18 protein-coding genes and 1 tRNA gene are annotated in these 19197 nt (G+C 47.6%); 6 read left to right on the forward strand and 13 right to left on the reverse strand.

The window, feature by feature from the left end; genetic code table 11:
• Positions 1 to 184 precede the first annotated feature (184 nt).
• The 8 genes from ICL07_RS26595 to ICL07_RS26630 form a co-directional block, all read right to left on the reverse strand.
• The gene (locus ICL07_RS26595; protein WP_211092587.1) at positions 185 to 565 is read right to left on the reverse strand and encodes a co-chaperone GroES; all 381 of its coding nucleotides are present in this window, start codon (positions 563 to 565) and stop codon (positions 185 to 187) included.
• Positions 566 to 621: 56 nt separating this feature from the next.
• Complete coding sequence (locus tag ICL07_RS26600) at positions 622 to 1461, reverse strand: MBL fold metallo-hydrolase (protein ID WP_188091089.1); 840 nt, start codon at positions 1459 to 1461, stop codon at positions 622 to 624.
• Positions 1462 to 1558: 97 nt separating this feature from the next.
• Positions 1559 to 2866, reverse strand: a complete 1308-nt coding sequence (locus ICL07_RS26605; protein WP_188091090.1) for an MFS transporter — start codon at positions 2864 to 2866, stop codon at positions 1559 to 1561.
• Between the two features lie 56 nt (positions 2867 to 2922).
• On the reverse strand, positions 2923 to 3543 hold the full coding sequence (locus tag ICL07_RS26610) for an ABC transporter ATP-binding protein (RefSeq protein WP_188091091.1): 621 nt from the start codon (positions 3541 to 3543) through the stop codon (positions 2923 to 2925).
• Positions 3527 to 4327 (reverse strand): acyl-ACP--UDP-N-acetylglucosamine O-acyltransferase, encoded by an 801-nt coding sequence (gene lpxA, locus ICL07_RS26615; protein ID WP_188091092.1) that lies wholly within the window; start codon positions 4325 to 4327, stop codon positions 3527 to 3529. Before lpxA ends, ICL07_RS26610 begins: the two co-directional genes overlap by 17 nt.
• A 4-nt stretch (positions 4328 to 4331) precedes the next feature.
• On the reverse strand, positions 4332 to 5750 hold the full coding sequence (locus ICL07_RS26620) for a bifunctional UDP-3-O-[3-hydroxymyristoyl] N-acetylglucosamine deacetylase/3-hydroxyacyl-ACP dehydratase (protein ID WP_246485175.1): 1419 nt from the start codon (positions 5748 to 5750) through the stop codon (positions 4332 to 4334).
• A 36-nt stretch (positions 5751 to 5786) separates the two neighbouring features.
• On the reverse strand, positions 5787 to 6836 hold the full coding sequence (gene lpxD / locus ICL07_RS26625) for a UDP-3-O-(3-hydroxymyristoyl)glucosamine N-acyltransferase (protein ID WP_188091093.1): 1050 nt from the start codon (positions 6834 to 6836) through the stop codon (positions 5787 to 5789).
• An 87-nt stretch (positions 6837 to 6923) separates the two neighbouring features.
• Positions 6924 to 8150: an HD domain-containing protein gene (locus ICL07_RS26630; RefSeq protein ID WP_188091094.1), complete on the reverse strand. Its 1227-nt coding sequence runs from the start codon at positions 8148 to 8150 to the stop codon at positions 6924 to 6926.
• A 340-nt stretch (positions 8151 to 8490) separates the two neighbouring features.
• On the opposite strand from ICL07_RS26630, the gene porX reads away from it, so the two are divergent.
• The 6 genes from porX to ICL07_RS26660 all read left to right on the forward strand — a co-directional run bounded on the left by porX (position 8491) and on the right by ICL07_RS26660 (position 14623).
• Positions 8491 to 10044 carry a T9SS response regulator signal transducer PorX gene (porX, locus tag ICL07_RS26635; protein WP_188091095.1) on the forward strand — a complete coding sequence of 518 codons (1554 nt, stop codon included), beginning with the start codon at positions 8491 to 8493 and terminating at the stop codon, positions 10042 to 10044.
• 21 nt (positions 10045 to 10065) lie between these two features.
• Positions 10066 to 10386: a hypothetical protein gene (locus ICL07_RS26640; protein ID WP_188091096.1), complete on the forward strand. Its 321-nt coding sequence runs from the start codon at positions 10066 to 10068 to the stop codon at positions 10384 to 10386.
• 8 nt (positions 10387 to 10394) lie between these two features.
• Positions 10395 to 11156 carry an MBL fold metallo-hydrolase gene (locus ICL07_RS26645; RefSeq protein ID WP_188091097.1) on the forward strand — a complete coding sequence of 254 codons (762 nt, stop codon included), beginning with the start codon at positions 10395 to 10397 and terminating at the stop codon, positions 11154 to 11156.
• Between the two features lie 68 nt (positions 11157 to 11224).
• Positions 11225 to 12172 (forward strand): ComEA family DNA-binding protein, encoded by a 948-nt coding sequence (locus ICL07_RS26650; protein ID WP_188091098.1) that lies wholly within the window; start codon positions 11225 to 11227, stop codon positions 12170 to 12172.
• An 11-nt stretch (positions 12173 to 12183) separates the two neighbouring features.
• Complete coding sequence (locus ICL07_RS26655) at positions 12184 to 13323, forward strand: acyl-CoA dehydrogenase (RefSeq protein ID WP_188091099.1); 1140 nt, start codon at positions 12184 to 12186, stop codon at positions 13321 to 13323.
• A 424-nt stretch (positions 13324 to 13747) separates the two neighbouring features.
• Complete coding sequence (locus ICL07_RS26660) at positions 13748 to 14623, forward strand: c-type cytochrome (RefSeq protein ID WP_188091100.1); 876 nt, start codon at positions 13748 to 13750, stop codon at positions 14621 to 14623.
• A gap of 228 nt (positions 14624 to 14851) precedes the next feature.
• Here ICL07_RS26660 and ICL07_RS26665 read toward each other — a convergent pair whose 3' ends face one another.
• The 5 genes from ICL07_RS26665 to ICL07_RS26685 all read right to left on the reverse strand — a co-directional run bounded on the left by ICL07_RS26665 (position 14852) and on the right by ICL07_RS26685 (position 19112).
• A complete protein-coding gene (locus tag ICL07_RS26665; RefSeq protein WP_188091101.1) occupies positions 14852 to 15166 on the reverse strand; it encodes a YtxH domain-containing protein in 315 nt (104 codons plus the stop codon).
• Positions 15167 to 15223: 57 nt separating this feature from the next.
• A complete protein-coding gene (gene clpX, locus ICL07_RS26670) occupies positions 15224 to 16465 on the reverse strand; it encodes an ATP-dependent Clp protease ATP-binding subunit ClpX (protein WP_188091102.1) in 1242 nt (413 codons plus the stop codon).
• 258 nt (positions 16466 to 16723) lie between these two features.
• On the reverse strand, positions 16724 to 17428 hold the full coding sequence (gene clpP, locus ICL07_RS26675; RefSeq protein ID WP_078670190.1) for an ATP-dependent Clp endopeptidase proteolytic subunit ClpP: 705 nt from the start codon (positions 17426 to 17428) through the stop codon (positions 16724 to 16726).
• Positions 17418 to 18797, reverse strand: a complete 1380-nt coding sequence (tig, locus tag ICL07_RS26680; RefSeq protein WP_188091103.1) for a trigger factor — start codon at positions 18795 to 18797, stop codon at positions 17418 to 17420. Before tig ends, clpP begins: the two co-directional genes overlap by 11 nt.
• Before the next feature lie 233 nt (positions 18798 to 19030).
• Positions 19031 to 19112: transfer RNA gene (locus ICL07_RS26685), tRNA-Leu, on the reverse strand.
• Positions 19113 to 19197 lie beyond the last annotated feature (85 nt).

Here is a 19197-nt window from a genome sequence, read left to right on the forward strand (position 1 = left end):
TTATGAAGATAACAAAAACCGGGTGCAATCGCTGCTGCCGGATGACAGTTTGCCGGCTCCGGCAGAAATATAATCTCCCGATAATATAAACAAAAAATTCCGCCTGCAAGGCGGAATCATCTTCATAAAAAATCCCGCCCAGCGGGCGGGAATCAAATATCTGTATTCCAAAATCCTTAAATGATTACAGGTCTTCTTCTCTTTCCAGCATCAGGATGGCTCCCTGTGGTACGATGAAGTAGGTTTCATCTTCATATACGATCTCTGTGGAGCCGCTGAGCAGGAAGATAGCGAGGTCGCCTTCTTTGGCCTGTAACGGGATATATTTTACTTTGTCTTCTTCCGGTTTCCAGGAATCCTCGTCCTCTACGGGAACAGGAATCGCGTAACCCGGACCGGTTTTGATCACATAACCTCTCTGTACCTTTTCTTTTGACTGCACACCGGGGGGCAGGTATAATCCACTTTTGGTACGGTCATGCGGCGTGGTAGGCTTAATCAGCACCCGGTCGCCGACAACGATCAGTTTTTTCAGTTTGTTATCCGGTGTAATATGTATAGCCATACTTTGGTCTGATCAAAAATAATGCGGAGCTGTATTGCAATGACATACTGACAGTGCTATAGCGCGCTGAGTGCAAATGTTTCCGCCGCACGGATGCCTTTTTCGGTGTTTTGCAGGGTGCAGCACTCAATGGCAGGGTCGTGCTCAAAAAACAGCACATACTGGTTGTCGACTGCTTCCTGCAGGAACCTTTTCTTTTCCGTGAGGGTGGTCAGCGGAAACATATCATACGCCATCACATACGGTAGCGGCAGGTGGGCCGCTGATGGCAGCAAATCGGCCATATATACGATGGTTTTGTCTTTATACCGGATCTGTGGCAGCATCATGGCATCGGTGTGGCCGTTGGCGAAACGGATGCTTATGTTTTCCGTAAAGGGGATGCCTTCCCGGTGATCCACAAATTTCAGCTGGCCGCTTTCTTTAATCGGCAGGATATTGTCTTTCAGGAAAGATGCTTTCTCGCGGTCATTGGGTTCGGTAGCCCATTTCCAGTGGTCTTCATTGCTCCAGAAAGCAGCGTTTTTGAAGGCTGGCACCAGTTTGTCTCCTTCCCGTACAATGCTGCCGCCGCAATGGTCAAAATGCAGGTGCGTCAGGAACACATCGGTGATATCGTTGCGATGAAAACCATGCGCAGCAAGGGATTTATCGAGGGTAGCATCGCCGTGCAGGTAATAGTGACTGAAGAATTTGGCGTCCTGCTTATCGCCGATGCCGTTGTCGATCAGTATCAGGCGGTTACCGTCTTCTATGAGAAGGCAGCGCATGGCCCAGCTACACAGGTTGTTCTCGTCTGCCGGGTTCAGTTTGTTCCACAGTGTTTTAGGCACTACGCCAAACATGGCGCCGCCATCCAGTTTGAAAAAGCCTGTTTCGATAGTATACAGCCGCATAATATTTAATTATTTAGTTATTTAGTTATTGTTGTTATTTGGTTAATTGGCTGCTTTGATTATCAGAAGCTGTTTCAATAATTAAATAGCCAAATAATCAAATAACCAAATGCTTTTCTTTTTCGGGTTCCGCTTTCGCTACCTGCCGTTGTTTCAGCAAGGCAGAGATAATCCATGCCAGGCCGATCACAAAGAATACCACCAGCGCCAGTACGGAGTTACGCATATTGTTGGTGTAGTCGTCAATATAGGCAAAGGAGAACATACCGATCACGATGGACAGCTTTTCGGTAACATCATAATAACTGAAGAAGCTGGCGGTGTCTTTGGTTTCGGGCATCAGTTTCGCGTAGGTAGAGCGGCTGAGAGACTGTATACCGCCCATTACCAGGCCTACTGCCGTTGCCAGCAGATAGAAGTCGGTCGCTGTTTGCATTTTATAACCTGCTATACAGATACCGATCCACGCCAGTACAACGCCAATCAATACACGAAGATTACCGAATTTACCGGAAAGACGAGCCATGCCCCATGCGCCGGCAATAGCCACCACCTGGATAATCACCACGGTACCAATCAGCTTGTCTGACGGCAGATGCAATACTTTGCTGCCGAAGATGGTAGCGGCCATCATCACTGTTTGTACGCCCATGCTGTAAAAAAAGAACCCACGTAAAAAACGTTTCAGGACCGGCATTGTTTTCACCTGGGCATATACTTTCCGCAGTTCCGAAAAGCCTTCGGTAACAGCACCGGCTTTGTGTTGGCCTACAGTGGCTTTGGTAGCAGGCAGGGTGGCAAAGGTGACTTGTGCAAAACCGATCCACCAGATACCTACCAGCAGGAAGGTAGCGCGTACGGCCAGCCCTTCGTCCAGTCCGAAAGGCAGGGTCATCACTACGGCAAAGCCTATCAGCTGCAGTAGTACACTGCCCACATAACCGAGGCTGTAACCCCGGGCGCTGATACGGTCCCGGTCTTCCGGCGCGGCTATTTCAGGCAGGTAGGAGTTGTAGAATACCAGTCCGCCGCAATACCCCATGGTAGCCAGCATAAATGCCAGCACGCCCAGCCAGAGGGTACTTTTGGTGAAAAAGAAAAGGGCTGCGCAGGAGAACGAGCCCAGGATGGTGAAAAATTTCAGGAAGTTCTTTTTGTTGCCCCTGGTGTCAGCAATGGAAGACAGGATAGGGGAGGAGATCGCTACCAGCAGGTATGCCGCTGCCATGGTGTAGTTGTACAGCGCAGAGTTGACAAAGTGCATTCCCATAAACGACACCTGTTCGTCGGTAACGGCCAGGAAATAAATCGGGAAGAAGGTAGTAGTGATAACCAGATTGTACACGGAGTTGGCCCAGTCGTACATGGCCCAGCCGTTGAGTACTTTTTTGCCGGCAGTAATCATATATCGCGAAGACGGTTAGTTGGCAACGAAGATAACAAAAACGCGATACGGCAACACTATTGTTTATAGTCGGTAATACGGATGTGATGTTTGCACATAAAATACTCCTGCTCGTCGTTGGAACTCACGATGATCAGGCGATCCCCGCCATATTGATTGATCAGGCCCTGGTACAGGGCTACGCCGGCGGTGTCGAGGTTGGTGCAGGGTTCGTCCAGCATCAGTACCGGCACATCGCTGAGAATGGCCAGTGCCAGCTTGATACGCTGTTTCATGCCGGAGGAGAAATTACGGAGTTGTTTGTGGGCGGCCTTTTCCAGTCCTACCATTTCCATGGCCATGGCCGGGGTAATGCCGGGCAGCAGGGATTTGAACTGGGTATGAAAGGTGATAATTTCGGTGAGGGTAAATTCTTCGATGAGCTCCAGGTAAGGAGCTGCGATAGCACAGTACCGGAAAAACGCATCGGGAGCGATGGGTTTTTCCGGTGTGCTGTATTGTACAGTGCCTTCGTTGTGTTGAATAGCACCGCTGATAACCTGTAGTAAAGTGGATTTTCCTGAACCGTTCGGTCCCAGAATCGCGTAGCGTTCTCCTCCCTGAAAGGTAAGGCTTACACCACGAAATATCCAGTCGTAGTTAAAACGTTTACCGGTTTGGTCAAGAGATATCGTCATTGGAATGGGAAGTATAACCTCTCATAATACCGCGGCCGGATTCCCGGATAAAGGACAGTATTTCGTCTCTTTCATCGGTAGCAGGAAATTCAGCTTCAATGATGCCGATAGCCTTGGATAATTTATAGCCCTTTACAAAAATCACCCGGTAAATATCCAGGATATGATTGATTTTATCCAGGGAGAAACCTCTTCTTTTCAGGCCTACTGAGTTGATACCCACATAGGAAAGCGGTTCACGGGCAGCTTTTACGTAAGGTGGTACATCTTTCCGCACCAGGGAGCCACCGGTAACGAAGGCGTGGTCGCCTACCTTACAGAACTGCTGGATAGCCACCATGCCGGCCAGTACCACGTGGTCGCCCACGGTGATATGCCCTGCGAGGGTGGTGTTGTTGGAGAAGATGCAGTGGTTACCCACTTCGCAGTCGTGCGCAATGTGGCTATAGGCCATGATCAGGCAGTTATCGCCGATCTTGGTTTTCCATTTGTCGCGCGTACCACGGTTAATGGTCACGAATTCACGGATAGTAGTATTGTTCCCGATTTCCACAGTGGTTTCTTCACCCGCATATTTTAAATCCTGAGGGATGGCAGAAATAACAGCGCCTGGGAAAATACGGCAGTTTTTACCGATACGGGCTCCTTCCATGATGGTTACATTGGAGCCGATCCAGGTGCCGTCGCCGATTTCTACGTTTTTGTGGATGACGGTGAACGGATCAATTTTAACATTAGGCGCCACTTTGGCGTCCGGATGTATGTATGTGAGCGGGTGGATCATTGTTTTATTTGCCTTCTCTGGTTTTTACAATTTGTGCTATCATATCGGCTTCGGTAACAACTTTATTGCCAATGAAAACCGTTCCCCGCATTTCTACAAGTCCTCTTCTGATAGGACTTAACAGCTCCATTTTCAGGATCATGGTATCTCCCGGAAAGACTTTCTGTTTGAATTTACAGTTGTCGATTTTCAGGAAGTAGGTGTCATAGTTTTGTGGGTCCGGCACGCGGTTCAGTGCCAGGATACCGCCTACCTGCGCCAGTGCTTCGAGCTGTAAAACGCCTGGCATCACAGGATTACCGGGGAAGTGACCCTGGAAGAAGTTTTCGTTGAAGGTCACATTCTTAATACCCACTACTCTTTCTTCGCTCAGTTCAATGATTTTGTCTACCAGCAGCATCGGGTAACGGTGCGGCAGCGTTCTTTCGATACGTGGGGTATCGAAGATCGGTGGCTGGTTAGGATCATATACCGGAACGTCTTTATTGTGTTTATTCTTTTTGATATATGCTTTGATCTTACGGGCAAATTCCACGTTGGAAGCGTGACCCGGACGATTGGCAATGATATGCGCCTTGATAGGATAACCGATCAGGGCCAGGTCGCCCACTACGTCCAGCAGTTTGTGACGTGCCGGTTCGTTGGGGAAACGCAGCTCAATGTTATTGAGGATGCCTTCACGCTGTACCGAAATATTTTCGCGGTTAAAGGCTTTGGCGAGACGGGACATATCGTCTTCGTTCACCGCACGGTCCACCACTACGATAGCGTTGTTGATATCGCCGCCTTTGATCAGGTTGTTGTTCAGCAGGTACTCCAGCTCATGCAGGAAACAGAATGTCCGGGAGGAGGCGATCTCGTTCCGGAAATGTTCGATGCCTTTCATTTTCGCGTGCTGGGTGCCCAGTACGGGAGAGTTGAAGTCGATCAGACAGGTGATACTGTAATCCAGTGCCGGTAAGGCCACCATTTCTACCTTTTTCTGCTCGTCGTAGTAGCTGATATTGGTATCTATAGTATAATAGATCTTTTTAGCGTCCTGGTCCTGAACCCCTGTTTTTTCGATGGCTTCGATGAAAGGAAGGGAACTGCCGTCCATAATCGGAATTTCCGGGCCATCCAGCTCAATCAGGACGTTATCCACACCGGTGCCTACCAGTGCGGCCAGCAGGTGCTCTACCGTGCTTACGCGGGCGCCGTTATGTTCCAGCGTGGTGCCGCGGGCGGTATCTACTACGTAGTCCACGTCCGCTTTTACAACGGGCTGGTTAGGCAGGTCTACACGTTGGAATTTGATGCCGTAACCCGGGGATGCCGGTTTCAGCGTCATGTTTACACTGGCTCCTGTATGCAAACCTACACCCGAAATGCTGATATCGCCTTTCAGGGTATGCTGGTTCTGCAACTGTTGATTTTCCATCATATTAACTAATGTATAACTGTTTGATCTTCAGATTAATTAAACCCCTGCTTTTTCCTGTAACAGTTGTTTTACCATCTCCTCTAATTCCTTTACACGTTTTTCAAGGTCCGGCAAATTTCTAAAAATTGCCTGACTTTTCAGCGAACTTTTATAATCATATGCCGGGGAACCGGTGAGAGAGCTGTTTGGAACAGTAATGGATTTGGAAAGACCACTCTGGGCGTTGATTTTAGTACCGTCGGCAATGTGGATATGGCCTACCATACCTACCTGGCCGCCGATAACGCAGTTCTGGCCGATTTTAGTACTGCCGGAAACGCCGGTTTGTGCAGCGATAACGGTGTTCGTTCCGATGTCCACGTTGTGGGCTACCTGGATCAGGTTGTCCAGTTTTACACCCTGACGGATAATGGTAGAACCCATAGTGGCACGGTCAATCGTTGTATTGGCGCCGATTTCCACGTCATCATGGATGATCACGTTACCGATCTGGGGTACTTTTTTATAGGAACCGTCGGGCTGTGGCGCAAAACCAAAACCGTCTCCACCAATTACACAGCCGGCATGCAGGATCACACGGCTGCCTACGATACAATTGTCATATACTTTTACGCCGGGGTACAGTACCGCATCATTGTTCACTACCACATTTTCACCCAGGTACACACCTGGATATATCTTTACGTTGTTGCCCAGCACCACGTTTTCGCCCAGGTAGGCAAACGCGCCCACAAATACGTTTTCACCCATCTTAACCGACTGGGGAATGTGGGACGGCTGTTGAATGCCGGATTTGTTGCCGGTGAGGTAACGGTATTTTTCCAACAGCAGGGCAAAACTGCTGTAGGCATCCTTCACCCGGATCAGGGTGGAATGAATCGGTCGTTCTATCACCAGGCTTTCATTCACAATCAGAATGGACGCTTGTGTTGTATATATGAACTCTTCATACTTCGGATTGGCAATAAAACTGAGCATGCCCTCGCCGGCCTCTTCAATTTTGGCGATGTTGCTCACCTTCACATCCGGATTTCCCTCCAGCTTACCATCTAACATGGTCGCTAACTGTAATGCGCTAAACTGCATAAATAATAATTGTAATGTTTTCCAGGCCTACTCCGGAATGTATGAAATAATTTCTTAACATTTTAATGCTTGTAAAACGTTGTTAGCCTAGATTTTTGGATGACAAATGTAGAATTTTTTTACCGGTATAGCCAGTGTGTGACTAATCAATGCGTTGTCTATCGAGGAAATGTCTTTCACAGTCCCATCTTTAAACAGGATATTGATCTTTTCATCATTCACGTTGTAAGCCCTTAGGGTAGCCTCGTCCGTAAAAACGAAATAGTCAAGATCGTCGCCAGTGATCTGCCATTTTTGTGCCACCTGTTGACGCAGCAGATCTACTGCACTGCGGTCAAACGCTTCGTTGGTCAATACAACCTTGAATAACTCTCTGTTAATAAGCCATTTACATAAAAGTGACAGTACTTTGTCCGGGTGCTCAGACCAGACTTTTATAGCGCCCATAATATCATAATCATCCAGCATGCAGAATAACCGCAGACAATCCGGCTCTCTTTCGAAATTGTCCTTGCTGACCGTGTTATACAGGAAATAGGACAGGGCCGGTGAACAAAACAGCTGTTGTCCGTCCTGCGCCAGGGCTTTGGCCCGCTGCAGTATCTTCACCAGCATGTTCTCCGCACTCAGCACCGTCTTGTGCAGGTACACCTGCCAGTACATCAGTCTGCGTGCTACAATGAACTTCTCAATAGAATAAATCCCTTTCTCTTCTACCATCAGTTCTCCCTGGTGTACTGTCAGCATCTTAATAATACGGTCGTACCCGATGGTACCCTCCGCTACGCCGGTAAAAAAGCTGTCGCGGTTGAGATAATCCATCCGGTCAACGTCTAACTGGCTGGAAACCAGTTGATGCAGGAATTTTTTATGATAACGGCCGTTAAAAATATCGAGGGTAAGTGACAGTGCGCCATCCATCTGGCGATTCAGGTCTTCCATCAGCCACTGGGAAATGGCTTCGTGCGACACGCCTTCAATGATACCATTCTCCAAAGCATGGGAATAAGGCCCATGGCCAATATCATGCAGTAAAATGGCCATCTTGGCGGCAACTTCTTCTTCAGGAGTAATAGCGGTGCCTTTGTTCTTCAGCTCCTGGAGCGCCATGGTCATCAAATGATAAGCCCCCAGGCTGTGATGAAAACGGGTATGCATGGCCCCGGGGTATACCAAATGAGCCAGTGCCATCTGGTGTATCCGGCGCAAACGCTGATAACAAGGGTGGGAAAGGAGGTTAAAAATCAACGGGTGGTCTATGGTAATAAAGCCATACACCGGATCATTAACAATTTTTCGCTTGCGTTCGGTCATTGCATCAGATTATTCAATTTCAAATGCCTCAGCGCACCTGAAATTCATAGTGCCAGTGTGCAAAACTACACCATGAATTAATTATATGTAATTTTTTTACTTATAATGACGCTTTCAACAGGGAAAACCCCTATTTACAGTAAAAACAATTGGTAGGTTACAGGTAGAAAATTGTTATGTGCGAAGGTAATTAACTTTAAGAACTGGCCCGCTTTTTCATCCCGGAATTTGCCCGCATGACCCATTTTTAACATATAATTACCGCGATGGATGACCCGGGGAATGATTTTTGCCAAAAAATAGCGGTAATTTTCTTTTTTCCGCAACCATAAAACGAACTATGAGCCAGATCAACATATTATGGGTAGATGATGAGATTGAATCCCTCAAATCACAGATTATTTTCCTCGAAAACAAAGGTTATAACGTTTCCGCCCTTACCAATGGCTACGATGCGCTGGAATTCCTGAAAGAGCAGGTGGTAGATGTGGTACTGCTCGATGAGTCCATGCCAGGCCTGACCGGCCTGGAAACACTGGGCAAAATCAAAGAAATAGATCAGCAGATACCCGTGGTCATGATCACTAAAAATGAGGCGGAAAACCTGATGGACGACGCCATCGGCTCACAGATCACCGATTACCTGATTAAACCGGTGAATCCCAACCAGGTATTATTATCTCTCAAAAAAATAATAGACAACAAAAGGCTGGTGGCCGAAAAAACCACTACCGCTTACCAACAGGAGTTCCGCTCGCTGTTTATGGCTCTCAATTCCAACCCCGATTACAACGAATGGATGGACATCTATAAAAAACTGGTGTACTGGGAAATGGAAATGACCAAAGCCAACAGCCCGGAAATGCTGGAAGTATTTAATGCCCAGAAAGCGGAGGCCAACACAGAATTCGCCAAATTCATCAGCCGCAACTATTCTGACTGGCTGCATCCCAAAGCCACCGATGCGCCGGTCATGTCTCATACCCTCTTCTCCAGAAAGGTGGTCCCTGCGCTGGACCCCGACGTGCCTAACGTATTCCTGCTGATAGATAACCTGCGGCTGGACCAGTTCAAGGCTATCCTGCCCATTTTCCAGGAATCCTTCCGGATGGTGGAAGAAGATACTTTTTACAGCATTCTGCCTACCAGCACGCAATATAGCCGCAATGCCATCTTCGCCGGTCTGCTGCCGATAGATATCGAACATAAATTTCCGCAGGAATGGAAAAATGATGACGAAGAAGGGGGGAAGAACCTGTATGAAGAAAAGTTTTTTGCCGCCCAGCTGCAACGCCTGAAAATGGACCCCCGGTTTTCCTATACCAAGGTGACCAACCATACCGACGCGCAGCATATGCTCAGTAATATCCACAATCTGCTGGACTATCCGCTGAGTATCATTGTATACAACTTTGTGGACATGCTCAGTCATGCCCGTACGGAAATGGAAGTACTCAAGGAACTGGCGAGCGATGAAACATCCTACCGTTCGCTGACTGCCAGCTGGTTTGAGCACAGTCCGCTGCACCAGGCGCTCAAACGGATCAGTGATAAAAAAATCAACCTGATCATTGCAACCGATCACGGAAGTGTGCGGGTGAAAACGCCGGTAAAAGTGATCGGAGACAAACAGACCACTACCAACCTGCGCTATAAACACGGCCGTAACCTGAACTACGATGCCAAGGAAGTGCTGGCCTTCCGTGACCCGAGAGATGCCGGATTGCCGAAGCCGAACGTGAACTCTTCCTATATTTTTGCCCGTGGAGATGGTTACCTGTGTTATCCGAACAACTACAACTACTTCGTTAACTACTACCGTAATACGTTCCAGCATGGCGGGATTTCGCTGGAAGAGATGATCGTGCCTGTGGCGAGAATGGTATCCAAGTAATCTTTTAGTTACATTTGTAGTATGAATATTAAGATCACACCTAATAACCTGACCAAGCTGGAGAAGATTTTTGAAGATGCCAAGTATTTGTTGCGTTTTGAAAAAGGTTCTTTTACTTCCGGTTATTGTATCCTTGAAGATAAAAAGGTTGTGGTGATCAATAAGTTCCTGAACCTGGAAGGACGCATCAACACGCTGCTGGATATTTTATCCTCGTTGCCGTTGAACGAGGATTTGCTCACAGCAGAGTCGCACAAACTCTACAAGCAGATCCTTAACAGCAAGCCCGTACCGGATGCTGATGATGCATCCGCCATCGGGGAAGAGGCACCAGAAAACTAATGCTACGGATGAAAGTTACATTTCTTGGAACAGGCACCTCACAGGGCGTACCGGTTATTGCATGCGGTTGTGAAGTATGCACTTCTTCCAATCCCAAAGACAAACGGCTGCGGAGCAGTATTTTTATTTCTTCCCCGGCAGGAAACATAGTGGTGGATACCACCCCTGATTTCCGCTACCAGATGTTGCGCGCACAGGTAAAACACCTGGAGGCCGTACTGATTACGCATTCCCATAAAGATCATATTGCCGGGATGGACGATATCCGGGCATTCAATTATTTCCAGCAGGGCGCCATCGATATTTATGCCACTGATTTCTCGCAGAACGTGATCATGCGTGAATTTGCGTATGCCTTTGCAGATTTTAAATATCCCGGTATTCCGGAGATCAACCTGAAAACCATTGATGACGCGCCTTTCCAGATCAATGGGCTCACGATTACGCCTATACAGGTAATGCACTATAAAATGCCGGTGATGGGTTTCCGTATCCACGATTTTACCTATATCACCGATGCTAATTTCATTGCGCCCGAAGAAAAAGAAAAGATCCGCGGCTCAAAAGTACTGGTGCTGAACGCGCTGAGAAAAGAAAAACATATCTCCCACTTTACCCTGGAAGAAGCTATCGCACTGGGCCGTGAGCTGGATGTACCGCAGGTGTACTTCACGCATATCAGTCACCAGCTGGGCCTTCATGATGAGGTGATGAAAGAGCTGCCCGACGGGATGGCCCTGGCTTACGATGGGCTTACCCTTGAAATATAGGCGCATTTACTTCCGGTTAACATTTTACTGGTAACGGTGCATTAACTTGGGGTGATTGATAACCCCATATGCCCCAAACTCCCCTGAAAGAACTGTTCCGGTTTTCCCGGAAAGAGCAGGCTGGCATTGTGCTGCTACTGGTGTTGGTCGCCCTGACCAGCCGTGCTCCCGACCTTTGGTTTTATTTTCATCGCAGTACGCCGCCGGATACCACCGGATGCGCTGCCGCCATGCTTGCCCTGGAAGCCGCTGCCGGTGAGGAATTTCGGCCGCCTGTGGCAGATAGTGTAGCCGCTACCGTTGTACCGCCTGTTTTATTTTATTTTGACCCCAATACCTTGCCGGTGGCTGATTGGCAGCGACTGGGCGTGAGCGCCCGTACCGCCGCTACTATAGACCGTTACCGGCAAAAGGGCGGGCGTTTCCGTACCGCTGTCGACCTCGAACATATATATGGTCTTTCACCTGCGCTGTGCAGGCGGTTGCAGCCGTATGTGCGTATCGCCCGTAACAGCGCAGCAATGCGGCCCGACACTGCCTGGCGAAGAGAGCGCAGGGAGTCTCCGTATACTTACAGAAAAGACAGCAGCGCTTACCATCGTAAACCACCGCCCCGTGCGATAGATATCAATACCGCTGATACGACCGACTGGCGGGCATTGCCAGGCATAGGCGCCGGTTTTGCCCGGCGTATCGTGGCTTTCCGGGAGAAGCTGGGAGGGTTTTATGATATCAGCCAGGTGGGTGAATGTTATGGGTTACCCGACAGCACCTTTAAAAAAATTCAACCTTTCTTACAGATCGGTAATGGTTCTCTAAAAAAACTAGATCTCAACCTCACAGATGAAAAATCTTTGGCAGCACACCCATACATACGTTATAAACTGGCCCGTTTGATCGTGCAGTATCGCAGTGCCCATGCGGGTTTCAGGCGTGTGGAAGAGCTTCGGCAGCTACCGTTGGTGGATGACGTTATTTATCGTAAAATTGAACATTACATTGTAATCACTTTTTAAACCCGCACGTTATGAATTTTGAGCCTACGGATATGCAGCAACAGATCGCGCAAATGATCCGGGATTTCGGAAAAACACATATTGTACCGCACGTGTTGGAGTGGGACGAGAGCCAGGAGTTTCCTGTAGCATTGTTCAAACAACTGGGCGAGTTGGGATTAATGGGCGTGCTGGTACCGGAAGAATATGGTGGCAGCGGCATGGGATACCTGGAATATGTTACCGTGGTGAGTGAGATCGCCCGTTTCTGCGGCGCTATCGGCCTTAGTGTGGCCGCACATAACTCACTGTGCACCGGCCATATACTCCAGTTTGGCAATGAAGAACAGAAAAAGAAATACCTGCCCAAACTCGCTACCGCAGAATGGATCGGCGCATGGGGACTGACAGAGCCCAATACCGGTTCTGATGCCATGAATATGAAATGCGTCGCTAAAAAAGATGGCGACCACTGGATACTCAACGGTACCAAATGCTGGATCACACACGGTAAAAGCTGTGATGTGGCGGTTGTCATAGCCCGCACCGGCGATGTACGGGACAGTCATGGTATGACTGCTTTCGTAGTAGAGAAAGGCACACCAGGGTTCAGCGGTGGCAAGAAAGAAAACAAACTCGGCATGCGGGCTTCCGAAACTGCTGAAATGATTTTTGATAACTGCCGCATTCCCGCTGCTAATATGCTGGGAAAAGAAGGAGATGGGTTTATACAGTCCATGAAAGTGCTGGACGGGGGCCGTATTTCCATTGCGGCACTGTCGTTGGGCATTGCAATGGGCGCCCGTGATGCTGCTGTTAAATACGCCAAGGAAAGGTACCAGTTTGACCAGCCCATTGCTAATTTCCAGGGCGTGTCTTTTAAACTGGCGGATATGGCTACCGAAATTGAAGCCGCCACTTTACTGACATTGCAGGCTGCCGATATGAAGAACCGTGGCGTGAAAATGACCAAGGAAGCGGCTATGGCGAAGTATTACGCCTCCGAAGTAGCGGTGAAAGTAGCCAATGATGCGGTACAGATTTTTGGCGGTTATGGCTATACGAAAGATTTTCCGGTGGAAAAATATTATCGTGATGCAAAATTATGCACCATCGGAGAAGGCACTTCCGAGATCCAGAAAATCGTTATAGCAAGAGAAGCCTTAAGATAAGAAAATGAATCTTTATATTGATTTTAAGAGGATTGAGATAGGCGATTTTTTTTAATTTAAAAAAAGATAAACTGCAAACCACTTATCTTTTTTGACAATAAAATGAAATATTACCCCTTTAGTGTTATTTAATATTGCAAAAGGAACGTTAAATTTGGGTTAATTCATCACTCTTTACCGTTTATCAACCTTAACACAAAATCAAAGAAAGATTTGAAACACTTTTACGCACAGGAAAGCACCCTTTAAAACGGGTGCTTTCTTATACCGGAAAGCCCTCAAACATATTATAACCTGTAATTTCACGTTATGCTTTCGTACGTTAAAAGCAGCTCCTTTTAAAAATCGGTACTACTACTGATGTCCAGCCCAATTCCCCACTTTATTTTTGTTGCTGATTTTTAAACCTTCATAAGAAAATATTATGTTCCCCAAAATGCTCAAATGGGCCGGTATTGCCATACTGGGCCTGATATCCCTGTTGTTGATTGTCTTTGGTGTTTTCTATTATGTATACAGCACGCATGTAAACAAATCATATGCGGTGGAAGTCCGTTCTATCCCCGTTCCCGGCGATTCGGCGACGATAGCGGCCGGCGCACATTTATATGCGATCAAAGGTTGTGGTGATTGCCATGGAGCCGACCTGGGCGGTAAAGTTTTCCTGGATGATCCGGCTGTCGGTTTTTTTGCGGGCGCCAATCTCACCGGTGGTCAGGGAGGCCGCCCTACCGGGTATACGGATACCGATTGGCTGCGGGCCATGCGGCATGGCCTTCGTACCGACAATAAGACATTGCTGCTCATGCCCTCCTATGAATACGCGAAACTTTCCGATCATGATATCGCCGCATTGGTAGCCTTCTGTAAGGCGCAACCAGCGGTGGACAGGACGCTGCCACCTATGAAAACCGGTCCTGTCGGAAAGGTACTGGCGGTGCTGGGGAAAGTACCGCTCTTTCCCGCTGAGAAAATCGACCATGGTTATCAGCAACCCGATAAGATGCCCGTTACCGTTACCAAAGAATATGGCGAGTATCTGTCAGTGTCCTGCACAGGATGCCACAATCCCCGTTTTACGGGCGGAGAAAGCCCTATTCCCGGCGGTAAAAGGGTATCAAACATTACCGCTGCAGGCAATCTGGGAAAATGGACAGCCGGTGAGTTTATTACCGCGTTACGTACCGGTAAAACGCCAGAGGGTTTGCAGCTGAAGAATAAAGACATGCCCTGGTCTATGACGGCACAGTACACCGATGAAGAGTTACAGGCGTTGTTTCTGTATTTGAAAAGCCTGTAACTGTGATGGTCATGATTTTTTATGATTTCGCTGATTGTGCCGAGATGGGAGCGGAGATCGGCGCATGTTCCCTAGGCAGAAGTAAATTGTTCCAAAAAGTTAGACACTTTTTTGGAACAATTTACTTCTGCCTAGGGTTTCATCACGTGGCGGAGACGTAAACGCTTTTCCTGCAATAAAAAAGGGCCGACCTTATCGGTCAGCCCTGATATCTTTTGGGTGGCATGATTATGCCTTTTTCTCGTCTTTATGGAAGAAGTCAGAGATTTTGTCTTTGGCTTCTTCGGCCCAATCTTCCGCTTTATCTTTCCAGTCTTCTGCTTTGTCTTTTACGTTATCGAGGAAATCGCTGGCCTGGTCCATGAGTCCTTCTTTCTTTTCGCCGGGTTTATCAGACATATTGGCGAACCAGGTATCTACAGTACCCGCAATAAAGGGAGGAAGTTTGCCTTTCACGTATTCTTTGATCACTTCAATCGACTGGGCAGCCTGTTCAGGAGTAAGGCCGGCTTTGGCCTGTAATTGCTGAATAAGTTCCTGCATAATAGTGGGTTTTAAAGGTGAATCGGACTGCGGTGATAGTCCGCAGTCCGATATGAATTACGCTACTTTGAGCTTCGATAGGGTAGACTGTTCCAGTTTGTTCTGGGCATACTCTTTAGTCAGCGCAAAGGTGGATTCGTTAGCGGATGGCAGTTCATACATGGCATCGCTCAGTACCACTTCGCAGATAGACCGGAGGCCACGGGCGCCCAGTTTGTATTCCATGGCTTTGTCCACGATATATTCGATCGCTTCATCTTCTACCTGGAGGTCTATGTTTTCGATAGCGAACAGTTTCTTGTATTGTTTGATCAGTGCATTTTTCGGCTCTGTCAGGATGGCTTTCAGGGTGTCGCGGTCGAGTGAGTTGAGATAAGTCACAACGGGCAGACGGCCCAGCAGTTCGGGAATGAGGCCGAAAGACTTCAGGTCCTGGGAATTTACATACCGGAGGATCTGTTTTCTGCTTTCTTCTTCTTTCTCTTTGTTAACAGTGAAGCCGATGGAGTGTGTTTGCACTCTTCTGCTGATGATGCGGTCGATACCATCGAATGCGCCACCGCAGATGAACAGGATATTGCTGGTGTTCAGCTTGATCAGTTTCTGTTCCGGGTGTTTACGTCCGCCCTGTGGAGGTACCAGTACTTCGGCGCCTTCCAGCAGTTTGAGGAGGCCTTGTTGAACGCCTTCGCCGCTTACATCACGGGTGATGGAAGGGTTATCGTTCTTACGGGCAATTTTATCGATTTCATCGATGTATACGATACCACGTTCAGCAGCTTCCACGTCGTAGTTACATACCTGGAGCAGGCGGCTGAGGATACTTTCCACGTCTTCGCCTACGTAGCCGGCTTCTGTGAATACGGTGGCATCTACGATGGTGAAGGGTACGTTCAGTTGTTTGGCGATGGATTTGGCCAGGAGGGTTTTACCGGTACCGGTTTCACCGACCATGATGATGTTGGATTTTTCGATTTCCACTTCATCTTCTCCTATCTGCTGATTAAGCCTTTTGTAGTGGTTATATACCGCTACAGCCAGTATTTTTTTAGCGTCATCCTGCCCGATCACGTATTCATCCAGGAACTTCTTCATGTCCATGGGTTTGGCTACTTTGGGCATAGCGCTGGCGGCCGGGGTGGAAGATTTTTTGCCGGGAGTGAATAATTCCGCGTCAATAATCTCCTGTGCGTTGGCCACACAGTTTTCACAGATATGTCCTTCAGCACCCGCAATCAGTATCTGCACATCATCTTTGGAGCGGCTGCAGAAAGAACAACGAATTTTGGATTCTTTCATTTCAGAATAAATTATTTTTCGACGAATCTCAATGACCTGCAATCTCGTTACAGGGTTACAAATTTACACTAAAAATCCGGGCGGGCAGAAAATAAAACAGCCCCGCCTCAGGCGGGACTGTTAAAGTTATCTTAACTGTCCAGGAGGTTCCTGATCAGTCCGGATGTTGTCATGGTTACGGGGTAAATCAAGCGTTTACAGGATTTAACAATTAATAATTATGCTATATCTGTGCTGCTTTGTTACCCGTTTCCCGGATTACTGCGGAGTATCCAGTTGTTTTTTCGGATTTTTCTGCAGTACGTCGTCGATGATACCGTATTCTTTGGCTTCATCGGCGGTCATCCAGTAGTCACGGTCAGAGTCTTTTTCCACTTTTTTCACGGGTTGACCGCAGTGACCGGCAATGATTTCGTTGAGTTCTTTCTTCAGTTTAACGAACTCACGGGCAGTGATTTCGATATCAGAAGTCTGGCCTTCCGCACCGCCGTGAGGCTGGTGGATCATTACGCGGGCGTGTTTCAGGGCAGTCCGTTTTCCTTTGGTACCTGCTACCAGCAGTACAGCGCCGAAAGAGGCGGCCATACCGGTACAGATAGTAGCTACATCCGGAGAAATGATCTGCATGGTATCATAAATACCCAGGCCAGCGTAAACGCTACCACCGGGGCTATTAATGTACATCTGGATATCACGGTTGCGATCGGAAGACTCCAGGAACAGTAACTGTGCGGTGATAACGTTCGCCACATAGTCGTTCACGGGGTCGCCGAGGAAAATGATACGATCAGCCATCAACCTGGAGAATACGTCCATCTGCGTCATATTCATCTGGCGTTCTTCCAGGATGTAGGGAGTCAGGCTGTTGATAGAATGGCTTTTTGCATAGCTGTCTACTACCAGGCTGCTGATTCCACGGTGTTTAATGGCATATCTTCTGAATTCGTCGTTATTAATGTTCATGATGGTGATGTTTATGAGGTAAATTAACAAATTCTTCTGCTTTGATTTCCTCTTCTTTCACTTTCACCTTGGTCTCAGCCCAGTCAAACAACTTGGCGGTGATCATTTCACGGTAAGTCTGGTCAACAAATTTTTCGTCCTGCAGCAGGCGGTCCAGGTAGCTGTCGAGCCATTCAGCGCCGTCAGCAGCAGCACCACCGTAGTAGCCCAATACTTTTTGTTTGGCATTTTCTCTCAGATCTTCGAAAGAAACTTCCAGTTTATTATCACGAACCAGTTTATCGCTGATCAGTGTCCAGCGGAGTTGGTGGTCGAAACTTGGGAATTCTTTTTCGGCTTCTTCAGCAGTTTTTGGTTTTTCACCGCCTACCTGCAGCCAGCGTTTCAGGAAATCCTTTGGTAATTCAATCGGCGTTTCGTGTACCAGCACTTCAAACAGGTCGTTGTGCATGTGGTTGCGGCTTTCTGAATCCCAGTATTTCGCGATTTCTTCTTTCAGTTTCGCGCGGAAAGCTTCTTCAGTGGTGATGCTGTCAGCAGGATAAACTTCTTTGAAGAATTCTTCGTTCAATTCTCTTTTTTCGATCAGGGTGATCTTGGTGATGGTCAGTTTGAAGTGCTTCTTAGCGGCTTCTTTGTCGTCGGTTTCAAAGCCCAGATCTTTGAGGATCCAGCCCAAACGTTGCTCATCAAAGGATTTACCCAGTTCAATAACAATGCTGTCATTGATTTTTTTGCCTTTCAGCTCAGCCTGTACAGCTTCTGTAAAATATTTTACCAGCAGGCTGTTTTCTTTGGTGATACCACCTTCTACCACGTTGCCTTTAGCATCTGCTTCTTCAAAAGTAACGTTGATGATGTCGTCTTCAGTAGAAACGGTTTCAGACTCGGAAGGTTTGCCGCCTTTCAGCTGTAAACGCTGAATTTCGTCATTTACCATGTCGTCTGTAACAGTTACTTTGTAACGGGTGAGGGTAGTTTTGTCGTTTTCGAGGGGAGTAATGTCGAAAGTTGGTTTCAAACCTACTTCAAACTCAAAAGTGTATTCTTCCGGTTGAGCGTAGTCCAGGTTTTTTGCGGTTTTTTCCAGAGACAGCGGCTGACCGAAGATATCCAGTTTTTCTGCCTGTACAAAACCCATCAACTCTTTTTCCACGGTTTTCAGCACTTCGTCGCCGAAAATGGCCGGACCGTGCATCTTTTTCACCATACCGGCAGGTACCATTCCTTTACGGAAGCCGGGAATATTGGCACTTTTGCTGAATTGTTTTACTGCTTTGTCAAAATTAGGAAGGTAGTCTTCCTGGCTCACTTTCACAGTGATCTTATCGTTCAATAAACCAATGTTTTCTCTGGTAACGGTTGCCATAATTGAATTGTATAAAAATGTTCTTTATGAAGCAATAATGATTCCTTGTTTGATTTTCTGCCATGAAGTCACAAACGGCAAGCAGGAATGGCAGGAAATAAAAAAATAATAAAAGACAATTGATTAGGTGAGAGCGCGTCAGATAAGACTGCAGTGACAATGTAAGTGAAGGAAAGCATAGCATTATCACGTTGCCATATTGACACATTGCCACTTAATAAGTTAAGTATATGTCCGGGTGGAGGGACTCGAACCCCCATGCCTTGCGGCACCAGATCCTAAGTCTGGCATGTCTACCAATTTCACCACACCCGGAACTGATAAAAATAAGAACTTTTGCTTTTCCCTGACGGCCCCGGAAGGCCGCGCGAAAATAATAAAAGAGCAGTCCTTTTTACTC

The organism is Chitinophaga qingshengii (assembly GCF_014529935.1).
GTDB lineage: Bacteria > Bacteroidota > Bacteroidia > Chitinophagales > Chitinophagaceae > Chitinophaga > Chitinophaga qingshengii.

What these genes read in the sequence shown, in the direction of transcription:
- ICL07_RS26595 (WP_211092587.1), bottom strand. Translation starts at nt 565, where the DNA reads ATGGCTATACATATTACACCGGATAACAAACTGAAAAAACTGATCGTT.
- ICL07_RS26600 (WP_188091089.1), bottom strand. Translation starts at nt 1,461, where the DNA reads ATGCGGCTGTATACTATCGAAACAGGCTTTTTCAAACTGGATGGCGGC.
- ICL07_RS26605 (WP_188091090.1), bottom strand. Translation starts at nt 2,866, where the DNA reads ATGATTACTGCCGGCAAAAAAGTACTCAACGGCTGGGCCATGTACGAC.
- ICL07_RS26610 (WP_188091091.1), bottom strand. Translation starts at nt 3,543, where the DNA reads ATGACGATATCTCTTGACCAAACCGGTAAACGTTTTAACTACGACTGG.
- lpxA (WP_188091092.1), bottom strand. Translation starts at nt 4,327, where the DNA reads ATGATCCACCCGCTCACATACATACATCCGGACGCCAAAGTGGCGCCT.
- ICL07_RS26620 (WP_246485175.1), bottom strand. Translation starts at nt 5,750, where the DNA reads ATGATGGAAAATCAACAGTTGCAGAACCAGCATACCCTGAAAGGCGAT.
- lpxD (WP_188091093.1), bottom strand. Translation starts at nt 6,836, where the DNA reads ATGCAGTTTAGCGCATTACAGTTAGCGACCATGTTAGATGGTAAGCTG.
- ICL07_RS26630 (WP_188091094.1), bottom strand. Translation starts at nt 8,150, where the DNA reads ATGACCGAACGCAAGCGAAAAATTGTTAATGATCCGGTGTATGGCTTT.
- porX (WP_188091095.1), top strand. Translation starts at nt 8,491, where the DNA reads ATGAGCCAGATCAACATATTATGGGTAGATGATGAGATTGAATCCCTC.
- ICL07_RS26640 (WP_188091096.1), top strand. Translation starts at nt 10,066, where the DNA reads ATGAATATTAAGATCACACCTAATAACCTGACCAAGCTGGAGAAGATT.
- ICL07_RS26645 (WP_188091097.1), top strand. Translation starts at nt 10,395, where the DNA reads ATGAAAGTTACATTTCTTGGAACAGGCACCTCACAGGGCGTACCGGTT.
- ICL07_RS26650 (WP_188091098.1), top strand. Translation starts at nt 11,225, where the DNA reads ATGCCCCAAACTCCCCTGAAAGAACTGTTCCGGTTTTCCCGGAAAGAG.
- ICL07_RS26655 (WP_188091099.1), top strand. Translation starts at nt 12,184, where the DNA reads ATGAATTTTGAGCCTACGGATATGCAGCAACAGATCGCGCAAATGATC.
- ICL07_RS26660 (WP_188091100.1), top strand. Translation starts at nt 13,748, where the DNA reads ATGTTCCCCAAAATGCTCAAATGGGCCGGTATTGCCATACTGGGCCTG.
- ICL07_RS26665 (WP_188091101.1), bottom strand. Translation starts at nt 15,166, where the DNA reads ATGCAGGAACTTATTCAGCAATTACAGGCCAAAGCCGGCCTTACTCCT.
- clpX (WP_188091102.1), bottom strand. Translation starts at nt 16,465, where the DNA reads ATGAAAGAATCCAAAATTCGTTGTTCTTTCTGCAGCCGCTCCAAAGAT.
- clpP (WP_078670190.1), bottom strand. Translation starts at nt 17,428, where the DNA reads ATGAACATTAATAACGACGAATTCAGAAGATATGCCATTAAACACCGT.
- tig (WP_188091103.1), bottom strand. Translation starts at nt 18,797, where the DNA reads ATGGCAACCGTTACCAGAGAAAACATTGGTTTATTGAACGATAAGATC.